General features: G+C 54.7%; 13 protein-coding genes and 1 tRNA gene. 2 read left to right on the top strand and 12 right to left on the bottom strand.

Annotated features, from left to right (window positions below):
• Positions 1-202 precede the first annotated feature (202 nt).
• From AC07WB_RS11685 to AC07WB_RS11630, 12 genes are all read right to left on the bottom strand, one after another.
• Positions 203-1,177, bottom strand: coding sequence for an ABC transporter ATP-binding protein (locus AC07WB_RS11685; RefSeq protein ID WP_097096900.1), 975 nt, complete (start codon positions 1,175-1,177; stop codon positions 203-205).
• Positions 1,174-2,154: an ABC transporter ATP-binding protein gene (locus AC07WB_RS11680; protein WP_097096901.1), complete on the bottom strand. Its 981-nt coding sequence runs from the start codon at positions 2,152-2,154 to the stop codon at positions 1,174-1,176. Before AC07WB_RS11680 ends, AC07WB_RS11685 begins: the two co-directional genes overlap by 4 nt.
• Entirely contained in the window at positions 2,151-3,098 is a 948-nt protein-coding gene (gene opp4C / locus AC07WB_RS11675) for an oligopeptide ABC transporter permease (protein WP_176519219.1), read from the bottom strand. Before opp4C ends, AC07WB_RS11680 begins: the two co-directional genes overlap by 4 nt.
• Positions 3,098-4,057, bottom strand: a complete 960-nt coding sequence (locus tag AC07WB_RS11670) for an ABC transporter permease (RefSeq protein WP_097096903.1) — start codon at positions 4,055-4,057, stop codon at positions 3,098-3,100. The genes opp4C and AC07WB_RS11670 overlap by 1 nt, the downstream gene beginning before the upstream one ends.
• Before the next feature lie 53 nt (positions 4,058-4,110).
• A complete protein-coding gene (locus tag AC07WB_RS11665; protein WP_494940541.1) occupies positions 4,111-5,772 on the bottom strand; it encodes an ABC transporter substrate-binding protein in 1,662 nt (553 codons plus the stop codon).
• Between the two features lie 314 nt (positions 5,773-6,086).
• Positions 6,087-7,136, bottom strand: a complete 1,050-nt coding sequence (locus AC07WB_RS11660; RefSeq protein WP_097096905.1) for an LLM class flavin-dependent oxidoreductase — start codon at positions 7,134-7,136, stop codon at positions 6,087-6,089.
• A gap of 23 nt (positions 7,137-7,159) precedes the next feature.
• Positions 7,160-8,110, bottom strand: a complete 951-nt coding sequence (locus tag AC07WB_RS11655; protein WP_494940540.1) for an aliphatic sulfonate ABC transporter substrate-binding protein — start codon at positions 8,108-8,110, stop codon at positions 7,160-7,162.
• Positions 8,107-8,961 carry an ABC transporter substrate-binding protein gene (locus AC07WB_RS11650; RefSeq protein WP_494940539.1) on the bottom strand — a complete coding sequence of 285 codons (855 nt, stop codon included), beginning with the start codon at positions 8,959-8,961 and terminating at the stop codon, positions 8,107-8,109. Before AC07WB_RS11650 ends, AC07WB_RS11655 begins: the two co-directional genes overlap by 4 nt.
• Positions 8,958-10,091 (bottom strand): LLM class flavin-dependent oxidoreductase, encoded by a 1,134-nt coding sequence (locus tag AC07WB_RS11645; protein WP_494940538.1) that lies wholly within the window; start codon positions 10,089-10,091, stop codon positions 8,958-8,960. Before AC07WB_RS11645 ends, AC07WB_RS11650 begins: the two co-directional genes overlap by 4 nt.
• 529 nt (positions 10,092-10,620) lie before the next feature.
• Positions 10,621-10,696, bottom strand: a tRNA-Asn gene (locus AC07WB_RS11640).
• 103 nt (positions 10,697-10,799) lie between these two features.
• Positions 10,800-11,576, bottom strand: coding sequence for a DgsA anti-repressor MtfA (gene mtfA / locus AC07WB_RS11635; RefSeq protein ID WP_097096909.1), 777 nt, complete (start codon positions 11,574-11,576; stop codon positions 10,800-10,802).
• Positions 11,577-11,775: 199 nt separating this feature from the next.
• Entirely contained in the window at positions 11,776-12,456 is a 681-nt protein-coding gene (locus AC07WB_RS11630) for an ASCH domain-containing protein (RefSeq protein WP_097096910.1), read from the bottom strand.
• A 589-nt stretch (positions 12,457-13,045) separates the two neighbouring features.
• Here AC07WB_RS11630 and AC07WB_RS11625 point away from each other — a divergent pair.
• Entirely contained in the window at positions 13,046-13,744 is a 699-nt protein-coding gene (locus AC07WB_RS11625; RefSeq protein WP_494940537.1) for a phosphohydrolase, read from the top strand.
• A gap of 76 nt (positions 13,745-13,820) precedes the next feature.
• On the top strand, positions 13,821-14,069 hold the full coding sequence (locus AC07WB_RS11620) for a hypothetical protein (RefSeq protein WP_097096912.1): 249 nt from the start codon (positions 13,821-13,823) through the stop codon (positions 14,067-14,069).
• Positions 14,070-14,108: the final 39 nt, after the last annotated feature.

Below are 14,108 nucleotides of genomic sequence, written 5' to 3'. Positions count from 1 at the left end.
AGCTGTACTACCTGACTTTTGATGCGGCGTTGGTGTATAAAACCGGCCACGAAATCTTGTCATATCATCAGATCCCCGGCATCAAAGAACTGCTGACGCGACGCCTGCCGGGTGACAGCGTGATCAAAGCTGGGGATCGGATATCACTGAGATTAAGTGACCGCCATTGCCATCTCTTTGCGATGTCTGGTGAGGCTTAATCTTAGTTAAACTGAATAAAATGACACGCCACCCGGTGCCCTGGCGACACTTCACGTAATTCCGGCACCGTCGCATGGCACTGCGCTTCTGCCTGCGGGCAGCGTGACGAGAAGCGGCAGCCGGAGGGAGGCCGTGACGGATCCGGAATCTCCCCGTTAATCACCGCGATGGGTTCATGTTGTGGGTCGAGCGTCGGTACGGCGGCCAGTAGCGCCTGTGTGTAGGGATGCAGCGGCTGACTAAACAGGGCGTCGCGGCTGGCGGTCTCCACCAGTTGCCCGAGATACATCACAGCCACGTCATCGCAAAGATGTTCCACCACGCCGAGATCGTGCGAAATAAACAGGAAGGTGACGCCATGGTCATCGCGCAGATCGGAAAACAGGTTGATGATCTGCGCCTGAATGGAGACATCCAGCGCTGAAATTGGCTCATCGGCGATAATAAAGTCCGGGTTGAGAATCAGTGCCCGTGCAATGCCAATGCGCTGGCGTTGTCCCCCCGAGAATTCGTGCGGGAAACGCGGGTAATGCTGTGGAGCCAGCCCACATATCTTCATCACCGCGATCACCCTGTCGTACAACTCCGCTCGGGTGCAGAGTTTATGCGCCAGTAGCGCCTCACCAATGGCATCGCCGATACGCATACGCGGATTGAGGGAGCTGTAGGGATCCTGAAACACCAGCTGGATTCTGGGCCGCAGTGACTGCATTTCCCGCGCCGTCAGCGTCGACAGGTCCTGCCCCCGGTACTTAATCGTGCCAGCGGTTTTATCATGTAACCCCAGCACTGTGCGGCCTACGGTAGTTTTGCCGCTGCCGGATTCGCCGACAAGACCGAAGATGGTACCCGGGCGGATGCGAAAGCTGACACCGTCAACGGCACGAAGCTGCCCGGTTTCCTGACCAAACAGGCCATCGCGTATCGGGAAGTGCTTCTTCAGCGCGTCCACTTCAATTATGTATTCAGAACTCATGCGAAAGATTCCACTTTTTCCCGGTGAAAACAGGCGGCCTGCCGTGTTGTACCCACCAGCGGTGGTATGCCTGCCCGGCAGATTTCACTGGCGCGATCGCAGCGGTCAAAAAAAGCGCAGAATGCGGGCAGCGCGGTAAGGTCCGGCACCTGGCCGGGGATGGAGTAGAGCCGACGTCGCCGCTCGCCGGGAACCGGTCGGGAGGCGATCAGCCCCTGGGTATAGGGATGCAGCGGATTACGCAGTACCTCTGCGGTGGGGCCGTATTCAACAACCCGCCCGGCATACATCACGACTACCTGCTCCGCCATCCGGGCAATAACGCCCAGATCATGGGTGATCAGCATCAGCGCCATCTGGCTGGCACGGGCCTGATCGCGCAGCAGACACAGAATCTGGGCCTGAACGGTGACGTCCAGCGCGGTGGTTGGCTCGTCAGCAATCAGCAGTTTCGGCTGGCAGCTGAGTGCCATCGCAATCATGATGCGTTGCAGCATGCCGCCGGAAAGCTGGTGCGGGTAGCTGGTCATCAGACTCTCCGCGCGCGCCAGCCCGACGCGGCTAATCAGCGCGATCGCCTGCTGCCAGGCGGCTTTAGGCGACTCCCCACGATGGCGAATCAATGGCTCACACAGCTGCTCGCCAATGGTCAGCACCGGATTGAGGGCGCTCATTGGTTCCTGAAAAATCATCGCCAGCTGGTTGCCTCGCAGGTCGGCCATCCTGGCTGGATTGAGTGTAAGCAGATCCTGCCCCTGGAAGCGGATGGCTCCGCCGTCAATACGTGCGGCCTGCGGCGGCAACAGTCCCATCAGCGACATGGCGGTAACGCTTTTGCCACAGCCGGATTCGCCGACAATACCCAAGGTCTGTCCGGCATGAATAGTAAAGGAGACCTCCTGCACGGCCTGCACACGCCCCTGTTCGGCGGCAAAGGAGACGGATAACTGTTCGAAGGTGATCAGTGGCTGGCTCATTTCTGGCTCCGTTTCATGCGGGGATCGAGCGCATCACGCAAGCCGTCGCCCAGTACGTTGATAGCAACCACGGTGATAAAGATGGCGATGCCCGGTGGCATCCACAGCCACGGGCGACGCTGGAAGTCGATCAGGCTATTGGCGGCATCCATCATATTGCCCCAGGAGGGGGTCGGCGGGACGACGCCAAGACCGAGATAGCTCAGCGCCGACTCGCTCAGAATGGCGTTCGCCACAGCCATCGTCGCCATGACCACCAGAATCGGGATGGTATTGGGCAGCAGATGACCAAACAGGCGGCGACGTGATGACAGGCCCAGTACCTGCGTTGCCAGCATAAAATCACGCTCGCGCAGCGAAAGGATTTGCCCGCGCACCAGCCGCGCCAGTTTAGGCCACTCTAGCAGGCTCAGCATGATGACCACCATATAGATGCGCGCATCCGCTGAAAAATCGAGCTCCGACAGCATGGCGCCGGCGACAATCAGCAGCGGCAGACTGGGAATGGTCATGACCAGATCGGCCAGACGCATAATCAGCTTGTCGGTCAGGCCACCCGCGTAGCCCGATACGGCACCGAGCAGATACCCCAGCGCCACCGATAGCAACATCGTCAGCAGGCCAATGGTCAGCGAAATGCGCCCGGCAAGGAGCAAACGGGTGTAGACATCCCGCCCCAGGAAATCGGTTCCCAGCCAGTGCTGTGCCCCTGGCGGTTTGTTGATCATCAGGGCATCCGTGGCGTCATCCTGCCACGGCGACCAGATTGGCCCCAGCACGCACCAGATCGCCATGACAACCAGTAAAACCAGGCACACCATCGCCAGAGGATTACGCCGTAATGCCTGCCATGCCTGACGCCACGGTGAGGACGTGGCCTGGGCCAGTGCCGGGATTACCGCTTTGCGCAGGCGGCGTTGCGTGGAAAAAAGTGAACTGATCATCATGAACTCACCCGAATACGCGGGTCAGCCCACGCGTAAAGCACGTCGGCCAGAAGATTGCCGAGGATAGTTAATACCGCCAGAAACAGCGTGAAACCCATCAGCACCGGATAGTCACGGGCAGCGAGCGAATCGATGTGGATGTGTCCTGCACCCGGCCAGTTGAAGACTTTTTCGGTGATGAGGGCACCCGAGAACAATCCCGGCAGCTCAAAGCCGAGCAGGGTAATGATCGGCAGCAGCGCATTGCGTAACGCATGTTTCATGATCACCGTGCGTTCGCGTAAACCTTTTGCCCGAGCAGTGCGGATGAAATCCATTTTGATGACGTCGAGCATGCTGGCGCGAAAATAGCGCGTCAGGCTGCCCGCCTGCAACATCACCAGTGCCAGCACCGGCAGCATCAGGTGGGCCCCCACCTGCACAATATAGGCCCAGCCGCTGTCATCACTGCCGGTGTTGGTCATGCCGCCGACCGGCAACCAGTGCAGGTCTACCGCGAACCATTTGATTAACAGCAGGCAGAGAAAAAAGGTCGGAAAAGACATTGCGGCAAACACCAGCACGCTGACCAGATGATCGAACCACGAGTTGGGTTTGATTGCCGACGCGATACCGGCGGCAAGGCCAATTCCCCAGTAAAACACCAGTGCGACACTGGCGAGCAGGAAGGAATTCCAGACGTATTGATTGAGCAACTGAGTGACAGGAATCTGGTATTGCAGTGAGAAACCCAAATCACCCCGTAACAGCTGGCCGAGCCAGTGCAGATAGCGGGTGAGCAGCGGCTGATCAAGGCCGTAAATCGCCTTCAGCTCAGCCGCGCGCGCGGCGGTCAGCGTCACGTTGCCATCAATAAAGTCACCGGGTGTCTTTGCAAACAACATAAAGATGATAAAAGAGGCAAACAGCAGCATGGGCAGGGTGTTCAGCAGCCGCCTCAGGATAAAATTTCTCATGGTATTCTCATATCAGCCGTCAGGAAGTCCTGACGGCTGAACAGTGGGCAAGGTTACTTAACGATTCTGACGTCCGGCAGACTGCCGGTCAGGCCGTTATAGATATCCGGTTTAAAGCCGGTCACGCGGGCGCTGCTGGCGGAGAGGATCTGGCGATAACCGAGCAGGATCACCGGCGGGTCATCTGCCAGCACTTTGTACAGCTGGTGGTAAATCGGTTTGCGCTGTGCCACATCCAGCACCGCATTGCCTTCATTGATCAGCTTATCCACCTGAGGATTTTTATAACCGGACTCCTTAGCCTCGGTGCTGTGGTAATCCCATACCCCGTCATGCGGATCGTTTAACGTGCTGGTACTAAAGGACGCCAGGTCGTAATTGCCCGCTTTGCGCTGGGCCATCAGCGCATTGAAGTCCACCACCTGGGGTTTCAGTAGCACGCCAATTTGTTGCCAGTCCTCTTTGGCGATCGGGATGAGCGCGTCGTTCAGCACTTTTTTACTTGCCAGTAAGGTCAGTTCAAGACGTTTGCCGTCCTTTACGCGAATACCATCGGAACCGGGTTTCCAGCCCGCCTCATCAAGCAATTTTTTCGCCTGTGCCGGATCGTATTTGTAGGGATTCACGCCATCCGGGTTATATGCCCAGGAGATGGGCGCGATAGGTTCGATGGCAACCTTGCCATACCCCTGGTACACCACATCGATTAGCTTCTGACGATCCAGCCCATATATCAGCGCCTGACGCACCTTCGCGTCCTGCAACGCCGGGCGGCGAACGTTGAACTCGACTTTACTGTAATCACTGGACCCGTAGAGATTGATATTGGCAAAGCCGAGCAGTTTCAGCTGTTCAATATCATCCGGTCGTGAAGTAAAGGCGTCGTAATCCGTTTCACCGGTCTGGAACAACTGGAAATTGGTTGAGGGGTTAGTGACGCGATAAATAAAACGAGGCGTTGGCGGTGTGCCACGATAAAAGTGGCTATTGGCATGAAAACGAATTTCCTGCCCGGGGATGTATTTGTCATAGACATAGGGGCCATTGCCCAGCGGTTTGCCATGCAGTGTGCGCAGATAGTCAAGATTGCCACGCTGATAGCCTTTGCCGTAATAAGCTTCCGACAGCACCGGCCCGCCAATTTTTGCCAGTGTGGTTGCGCCAGGTTGTGTGGTGGTGATCTGGAGTGTGAGGGGATCGATGACTTTCAGGCCACTGACGCTGTCGGCTTTACCTGCTTTATATTCCGCGCCCCCGGCAATATTCGCGAGGGTGATGTCGGTGTCACCATCATATTTCGGGTCGTAGAGGACGGTAAGGGTAAAGGCAACGTCTTTGGCGGTGAGTGGGGAGCCATCGCTGAACGTCAGATCGGGGCGAAGCTTAATAGTATAGACTTTGTTATCCGGGCTTACCGTCCAGCTTTGCGCCAGACCCGGCACCAGATTGCCGTGGCTGTCCCAGTCAATCAGGCGTGAAAAAATGACGTTGGTGACATTTTCATCCCAGCCGTTGACAAAAAAGTAAGGGTTAAAAATCCCCTGAGGTTCAGAAATGCCCGCCACCACCGTGTCTTTGCGCAATTTCGCCGCTGCCGGAATCTGGCTGGAATCGGTGGCTGGGGTGATACCCTCTTTTAGGGCATCGTCGGCAAACGTCATGGCGCTGAAAGCTGCAAGACTGCTGAAGAGTGCTATTTTAAGTCTGTACTGCATGCTTTGTTTGTTTATTAAACTGACCAAAAGAGATCCCTCAAAAATATTATGGCAATGTTCATTTACAAAAACTGAAAATTAATCTTCCCCTGATCCGGTGTCTAACAATCAAACGCTATAACAAATAACGAAATGTCCTTATGTTATTTATGGATAAGCTTGGGAATACTTTTCTTTATTACAAGAATGCGACTCAGATCAACGTTACGGCACAATAAAAAGATCGGTTACGAATCTGGACGTCCGCGCTATTTTTTACGTGTTAAGCCGGAATGCCGCGATAAGGACATTTGCCGCTGACTTTCTTCGGGATTTCATTCGCGCCCAACGTGCGAAACTTGCGGCAGTGCTGTCCAGCCCAGCTCCGGCGCAATCAGCGTCGCAAAATCGCTGATAATCTGGCTGTACTCCGCATAATGCAATTCATAAGGCAGTTCGATTCTCAGCTCATTCACCAGACGTAAGACGGGATCGTTAAACAGCCGTTCGAGAATCTGCTCCGCACTGCCCACGATATCCTGAGAGAACAGGGTGCGTCGGGAGCTCTGGGGTGCCAGAGTGCGTGGGTAGCGGCTGGCGGCAAACTGCTGATAATGTCTGCGGGTGGTGGCATCCGCACTGTCGGTGGGAATGATGACGCGTCCCAGGGCGATGCGCGCCGCACGCCGACCGGAAGCCGCAAGATTTTCACGATACAGCTGGATTTGCGCCCGCTGTGCCTGGTAAAAATCATCCGTTTCTTCACCGGAGGTGAGATTACCCGCGAGCAGATTAAACCCGTGGCTGCCAGCCCAGCGCGCCGAACGAAGTGATCCTCCGCCATACCACAATCTGTCAACCAGACCGGCAGCAAAGGGCTGAACACGCGGGCGTTGCGTATTACCGGGTGAGAGAATGACCGTATTATCATCGCCGAAGAAGCGGCCACTCAGGTTATCGCGCAGAGTCAGGACGCGCTGGTAAGAAAAATCCTGCTGCTGCCAGGCATCACCCCAGACAGAATGACCGATTAACTCAAGATGATTAGGCGCGCCTGCGCTCAGGCCGACATTCAACCGTCCCCTGGCGAGAATATCCACTGTCGCCAGGTCTTCGGCCAGACGAAATGGACTCTCATAACCCATCTGAATCACGGCGCTGCCCAGTTCTATCTGGCGGGTACGTTGTGTGGCGGCGGCGAGAAAGGTGCTGGCTGACGATACGCCATGTTCCAGATGTCGCTGGCGTACCCAGGCACCATTAAAACCCAGCTGTTCACCGCGTTCGAACAGCTGTAACGTCTGTTCAAGACCCTGAAGTGGAGCGTCATCAGGATAATTCCCCGGTGTCAGAAACGAGATATGCGAGATAGCCGGTTGCGTCATTCTGTTTTACTCATAGCGGGGCTTTAAGGCGTCAGCGTGACAACATGCTGGCGAATATCCGGATGGCTGGCGATCAGACCCTGTTGCTGATACCAGTTGGCTATATGCCCGATATGGGTTATCGCGGCGTCATCGACCGGCGTGATGGGAACGGTGTTGACCCTGCCCAGCAGAGCCGCCAGTGTGCTTCCCTGCTGCCCCATTTGTGAAGCCCAGATCTTACCTGCCTCAAGCGGATGGGCTTTGGCCCAGTGGTTCTCTTGCTGCAATACGTCATAAACCCAGTTAAGCACTTGGGGGTTCGCCTGATAAAACGCCTCGCTGACGAAATAACCTGCTGCATTTTCCGAACCAATCTGCTGACCCGTACTCAGCTGGCGGGCGTCATAACTCTGTCTGGCCAGAGAGAGGAAGGGGTCCCATGTCGCCCAGGCATCGACATGTCTCCCCACAAATGCCGTACCGGTGTCGGAAGGGCTGAGATAAACTTTGGTCACCTCCTGCTCCGGAATCCCGGCACGATCCAGCGCGCGTGAGAGCAGATACTCGCCGGTCCCGCCTTTATTCACCGCCACCTTTTTGCCGCGCAGATCCTGCAATGAATGGATATCACTGCTATTGCGTACCACAATCCCTTCACCTTCGGCGGGCATGGCCTGATAAGCAAAAAAACGCAACGGCAAACCCGCAGCGATGGCGGTAACAAACGCTGTGGAGCTGCCGGTGGTCATGTCAATTGAACCGGCATTTAACGCTTCATAAGCAGGGGCGGCAGCCGCAAACGGGCCCGACCAGACGACGTTCACCTGATGCGCGGCCAGCGCTTTTTCCAGCGTTCCTTTTTCTTTAGCCAGCGCTAAGTCCGTGGGGCCACGCAGAAAACCAATGCGCAGCGTGAGCGGTTCAGTCGCCATCGCCATCCCGGCACACAGTATCAGTGCAGCAACAGCGGTACGGGGTATCCAGCGGGTCATATCTGTCTCCTGGCGTTCAGGGATAAAGCCATCGGGATGAAACCCACGGCAAAAAGATCGTCAGCCTGCTGCTGCTGTTCGGCTAACAGAGCGTCACTGGCAGGGGTGAGACCCCAGGGACGCCCGCGTATTGTTTTCAGCCACTCATCAGGCAGGATGGCCGGGTTGAGTTTGTCGGCAAGAATATGCGCGGCGCCTACCGGATGCTGCTCAATCCAGGCATCATTTACGCGCAACTGTTTCACGATCCAGGCGGCTACTTCGGGGTAGCGTTGCTGCCAGGCGGCACGCGTCCAGAACAGTGAACGGTTAATGATTTCATCGCCGACGGCGGAGCGCGCAACGACATCCTTTATCTGTAACGCACGAGTCAGCCAGGGATCGATTGCCAGCCAGCCGTCAATGTCGCCATTGAGTAACGCAGTCATGGCATCCTGCCCCTGCAGGTCCAGCAGTGTGACATCGGTGCGGCGCAGGTTCTGTTTTTGCAGCAGACGCGCCAGAAAATGATCGGTGAAAGAACCGGGCATGCCCGTCAGTCGCTTAGCACGCAGCGAGGAGATAGCGTTGCTTTGCAATGTCAGCAACGCGCAATTGTTATTACGTGGCGGCGAGCTGGCGAGATAAGCGACGTCCAGCCCGGTGGCCTGCGCACTTATCGGCGGGGTTGATCCGGTGCCAACCACATCGACCTGTTCATCAGCCAGCCACTCGCCGCTGCGTGCGCCCTGGGTATAGTCGAACCATTCCAGCTGCCAGCCTCTGTCTCTGGCGGCAGGTTCGATGACACCACGATGGCGCAAAATAAACAGCGAGAGATTACTGGGATGGCTTCCCAGACGGATTTTCATTGTGCTGGATCTCCACTTCTGACCGGACGATCCCACAGATTTCCCCAGGTAAAGGTATTCTTTGCCGCGTCATCCGGCGGGGTGAGTGACAGTCGTGGCATCACCAGTTCGCTAAAGCGATAGGCTTCCTCCAGCAAGGGGAAACCGGATAGGATAAACACCTCAACCCCCGCCTGCTGATAGGCTCGCAGGGTGCGTTCGACCGTTTCCGGACTGCCGACGATAGCGGTGCCAGGTCCGGGACGCACCAGGCCAATGCCCGCCCACAGTCCGGGGTAGATCTCCAGCTCGCGCGGATCGGCGGGTTTCTGGTCATTGTGCAGGGCACTCATACGGGACTGACCTACGGAGTCTGACCCGCGGGCCAGATGCTGCCGGGCGGCAATGGCGCTGTCGTCCATTGAGGCATAAAGTGCGTCTACTGCCTGCCACGCAAGTTCATCAGTTTCGCGCACGATCACATAAAGACGAATGCCGTAGCGTAACTGGCGAAGGTGTTTATCGGCTCTGGCTCTCACCTGGGCGATTTTCTCTGCGGCCTGCGGCGGTGTTTCGCCCCAGGAGAGATAGGTGTCGATGTGCTTTGCCGCGACTTCCTGTGCCGCTTCAGAAGAGCCACCAAACCACAGCGGTGGCGGAGGATATCCGCCATTGCTCAATGCCAGCCTGGCGTTCTCAATATCCAGGTGTTCCCCTTTGAAGCTGACATTTTCCTGATTGAGCAAGGGACGTAATACCTGCAAAAATTCGTCACTGAGATCATATCGGGCATCGTGATCCAGGTGCATGCCGTAAGCGCCCAGCGTATTTTTATCACCGCTGACCACGTTGAGAAGCACCCGGCCTTTCGAAAACTGGTTAAACGTCACGGCCATTTTGGCTAGCAGGGTGGGTGAGATCAGACCCGGCTGGATAGCAATCAGGAATTTCATGCTTTCGGTATAGGGAATGAGTGACGCCCCCAGAATCCAGGGATCATGTGCACCGGTCGCCAGCAGCGCGCCGGTAAAACCCAGATGATCTACCGCGCGGGCGACCTGCTGGAAATAGGCGTAGTTGACCTGCCGGCTGCCGGAGGCGGCCCAGGGTTGATGACCGTCTGGCGCGGTCAGATACCAATAAATTTCCACGGTGGTTCTCAAAGCAATACAAACAGGAACCAAAGGAATAACAAAGGGTTATTGCGAGGGGAAATACTAATTATGGCAAAGTTTATCCATATCCAGGCTTAAGGTTATTTATCAACCCGGGTTGTGAATGTTGTTAAAATAAACGCGACCCTAAAGGGCGTTGTTTATGCGTTATTAACAGTGATTCGCTTTAACGTCATATTTTGACGCTTTACGGCGTTAAATAAGGCATCAGCAGGTCGATATCATTGGCAGGAGATACTGATTGCGCTTTTTTGTCAGGCAATGTTGTCCGGGGTGGGTATCAGTTACCCGCTTGCCCATTTCAGGCTGGCATCATCACAATCAGAGTTTATTAAAGAGGAAATGTGCTTTGTCTGATAAAAGAATGATGACGCATCGCGGATTGCTTTCCCTGTGAGTTATTCTCTGTGGTGTTGACTGTCATTGAACATTTGTTGTGGAACATTTGAACAGATGTCAGAAAAGAAAAAAGCCCGCTCAGTTTCCTGAGCAGGCTTCTCGAATTTGGCTCCTCTGACTGGACTCGAACCAGTGACATACGGATTAACAGTCCGCCGTTCTACCGACTGAACTACAGAGGAATCGTGTGAACGAGGCGAATATTAATGGCGCCTCAGTCAGGTGTCAACAGCTTAAAACGTATTTATATTCAATTGGCTAGCAATAGTACAAAGCGATCGCGATTTAAGCAGGTTCTGATGTCAATTGCGCCAGGCGTGCCAGCGGGTCCTGACGATAGAATTGCTGGAGATGCTGATACATCACTGGAAAACGGTTGGCCAATAAATCAGGCGCGCTGAAGAAGTATTCCGACAGCACCGCAAAGCATTCTGCGGCATCGCTGGCGGCGTACGGATCGATGGTGGCGGCCTGTTCACCCACCAGCTCCACTTCGGCTTCAATCTCAGCCATGGCGTGTTGCAGATCTTTTTCCCAGCTAGCGACATCGCGCAGTGCCATCACCGGAATGCCGCTGGTGTAGCCGCTGCCGCGCGCATCGAGCTTATGTGCCACTTCGTGAATCACCAGATTAAATCCGGAGAGATCAAAGGAATCCTGAATATCGAGCGCATTCAGCACCACCGGGCCTTGCGTCCAGCTTTGTCCGGCATGCACTGCGGGCGCGTGATGCACCAGGCCATTGTCATCTTCCCAGCGATCGTCAACGTTAAACGGTTCGGGATAGATCAGCACTTCATGAAAGCCATCGAGCCACTCGACGCCCAGTTTCAGTACCGGCAGGCAAAATAACAACGCCAGTCGGGTGAGCAGCAGTTCATTGAGCTGCAGGCCTTGCAGTGGAGAGATTTTTTTCTGCTGCAGAAAGCGCTGCGCGAGGGCAACAAGAGCGTGCTGTTCCTGGTGATCGAGCAGGGAGAAGATCGGTTGCGCCAGCGCCTGCTGCCAGGGAAGCGCTACGACTGAAGTCTCTCTTTGCGCATGCCACGGCCATTTGAACATCGCATCACTCACTCTTCAGGGCGAAAACAGTATCCTGACGCGGCGAAGAGAAAATTGCCAGCGCGGAATCAAAGCCGACTATTCAACCAGTTAGTTAGCGATGTGTCTGTGATAAAGGTGGCAAACCGGGAAGTAAGATCGGAAGGGGAGAGGTCGCCACGCATGACGACCTTAAATGACGCAGTTGATGGCAAACGCTTTACCCTGCGCGTTCAATACGTTCAAAGGCAATGACCCATACCCAAGGATTAACTTCCCAGCTGGTGGCGCCATACTGTTTCTGCCACGCTTTGCGATAGGCTTCTTTCGGCGATTCCGCATTCATGTTCATGGTGAAGAAGTTATTCAGGAAGTGCGTATCGGTCTGGACGCCCTCCGCCATAATGTCGTCTTCACTGATATCCTGAATTTTCTCGGCCCGCACTGAGGTAATTCGCAAATCGATACGACTGGCCCAGCGCGGCATATGTATTGCTGTTTGCCAGCCAAACTGCTCGGCATTGTGCAAATGCTCATCCAGTTGCCCCAGCTCGTTGCTGTCGGCGCGATACTGGCAAAAGGCGGGATGGCGGAACGGCAGCGGATCGCGCTCGTATTCAGCCAGCTGCTCTTCAGGAACGATGGGGCCACGCCAGGTTTCACGTACCCACAATCCGTCACCCGCCTGGCCATACGGGCAGTGTGAGCTGACATCGGTCATCGACATTAATTTATAGCCGTGCAGATGGTTAGCGCTGACGTCAAACGCATGTACGCCTTCATGGTGATCCTGGCCTGGACCAAAGGCCTGCGTTTTCATAATGCGTCGGGTCTGTGTCTGCTGGCCAACCAGCAGGGCGCGCACCCGCTGTTCGGAAAAAAGAATCGGCCGTTCTTTCATTGCATACCTCATATTGTTTCACCAACCCGGAAAGTGCGAAGCATCCTCCGCATCCGTAGATGAGAGGAGTAGCATAATGGGTTTGAATCAGTTTGCTTAATAATTTGTCGCCTCAGTATCAGGCAATTCTTGCAATTTTAGGTTTTAAAAATGGTTCATAAGCAAAATGTGTGCTGAAAAAGACTTCGACAGAATCGGAAGCCAGAATTTTTCCAGATACAGTACGTTATAAAGGCCAGAATGGGAACCTTTTCAGATTATGTCGCGTTGAATAACCCGTTTTAACGGCAAAAAGACAGCATATTTAACTGGAATAAATCCCTGTCGCGAAATTTGTTGATGACCTAAATAGATTACCGCCATTAAACAGAGTTAGTTAACTAAAACGACGCTAAGGAAATGCCGAAAGCGTAATGGGTGCTGGGCAAGCGGCGTTAACAGCGCTATAACATGATCGGGATCGCATTTTTTTGCTTAGCACATCCAGGAATGATGTAAAAAAAGTGTCATTACCCAGCCGCTATGATGTCCGCAGGAGCAGCACCCTGTACAGGCAGTGCTAAATAACAGCAATAAAAGGAGAAGCACGATGTCACTCACCCGCTGGCAACAACGCTATGAGAACTGGCTGCAGCTGAACTGGTTGCACGATGACAAAGCCCACGATATCGCGCATCTGCGCCGCGTGTGGATGAGCGCGAAACGCATCATGCAGCACAGCGATGCCGATCCGATGGTGGTCCTCACCTCCTGCTATTTCCACGATGTGGTTAACCTGCCTAAAAACCACCCTGAGCGCCATTTGGCCTCAACCTATGCCGCGCAAGAGACACGCCGAATTCTGCAGCAGGATTTCCCCGATTTCCCGTTTGAGCGTCTGGATGCCGTGGCCCATGCGGTTCAGGCGCACAGCTTCAGCGCCCGCATTGCGCCACAAACGCTGGAAGCGAAAATCGTCCAGGACGCCGATCGTCTGGAGTCTTTAGGTGCTATCGGCCTGGCGCGCGTTTTCTACACGGCAGGAGCGCTTGGACGGCCGCTGTTTGATAGCGAAGACCCGCTGGGAAAAGAGCGTGAACTGGACGATGTAAAGTGGACGCTGGACCATTTTCAGAAAAAGCTGCTCGGTTTACCGCAAACCATGCAGACGGAAGCAGGGCGTCTTTTGGCGGAGCATAACGCGGATTTTCTGGTGCACTACATGGGGAAACTTTGCGCAGAACTACAAGGCAACCTGACCTCAATTGACGAGTCAGTATTAAGAGATTTTAGCCCCATACACTCTTAATATTAAATTTTTATGACAGTCTGTTAACTTTCACCTGCTTCCGCTACGTTGTTGTAAATCAAAAGGGAGTATGAAAATGACCGAGACCGTTAACTTAACCATTAAAATTGACCCGGCGCTGAAAGATCACATCAAGCAGTTAGCCGCAGATAACCAAATCTCCATGAGTCAGGAGATCGTTAACCGCCTGCAGGCCAGTTTAGATGCGGTTGAGCACCCGGCCATTGACAGCCTGGATACGCAAGAAGCCTGTACCGAACAGCTTTCAGCCGCCGAACTGAAACAGGTTCGGGCGCTGCTGAAGAAAAGCAAGAAGAAGAAATAAGCAGAAAACCCGTCTTTTGACGGGTTTTTTATTACGCGG

It is taken from the genome of Pantoea sp. GW821-FHT03E06, assembly GCF_059420725.1.
Note: the sequence above shows the minus strand (reverse complement) of the source record. Positions and strands in the feature narration are given on the sequence as shown.

Coding starts and splice junctions, on each gene's coding strand:
- AC07WB_RS11685 (WP_097096900.1), bottom strand. CDS start 1,177: ATGAGTTCTGAATACATAATTGAAGTGGACGCGCTGAAGAAGCACTTC.
- AC07WB_RS11680 (WP_097096901.1), bottom strand. CDS start 2,154: ATGAGCCAGCCACTGATCACCTTCGAACAGTTATCCGTCTCCTTTGCC.
- opp4C (WP_176519219.1), bottom strand. CDS start 3,098: ATGATCAGTTCACTTTTTTCCACGCAACGCCGCCTGCGCAAAGCGGTA.
- AC07WB_RS11670 (WP_097096903.1), bottom strand. CDS start 4,057: ATGAGAAATTTTATCCTGAGGCGGCTGCTGAACACCCTGCCCATGCTG.
- AC07WB_RS11665 (WP_494940541.1), bottom strand. CDS start 5,772: ATGCAGTACAGACTTAAAATAGCACTCTTCAGCAGTCTTGCAGCTTTC.
- AC07WB_RS11660 (WP_097096905.1), bottom strand. CDS start 7,136: ATGACGCAACCGGCTATCTCGCATATCTCGTTTCTGACACCGGGGAAT.
- AC07WB_RS11655 (WP_494940540.1), bottom strand. CDS start 8,110: ATGACCCGCTGGATACCCCGTACCGCTGTTGCTGCACTGATACTGTGT.
- AC07WB_RS11650 (WP_494940539.1), bottom strand. CDS start 8,961: ATGAAAATCCGTCTGGGAAGCCATCCCAGTAATCTCTCGCTGTTTATT.
- mtfA (WP_097096909.1), bottom strand. CDS start 11,576: ATGTTCAAATGGCCGTGGCATGCGCAAAGAGAGACTTCAGTCGTAGCG.
- AC07WB_RS11630 (WP_097096910.1), bottom strand. CDS start 12,456: ATGAAAGAACGGCCGATTCTTTTTTCCGAACAGCGGGTGCGCGCCCTG.
- AC07WB_RS11625 (WP_494940537.1), top strand. CDS start 13,046: ATGTCACTCACCCGCTGGCAACAACGCTATGAGAACTGGCTGCAGCTG.
- AC07WB_RS11620 (WP_097096912.1), top strand. CDS start 13,821: ATGACCGAGACCGTTAACTTAACCATTAAAATTGACCCGGCGCTGAAA.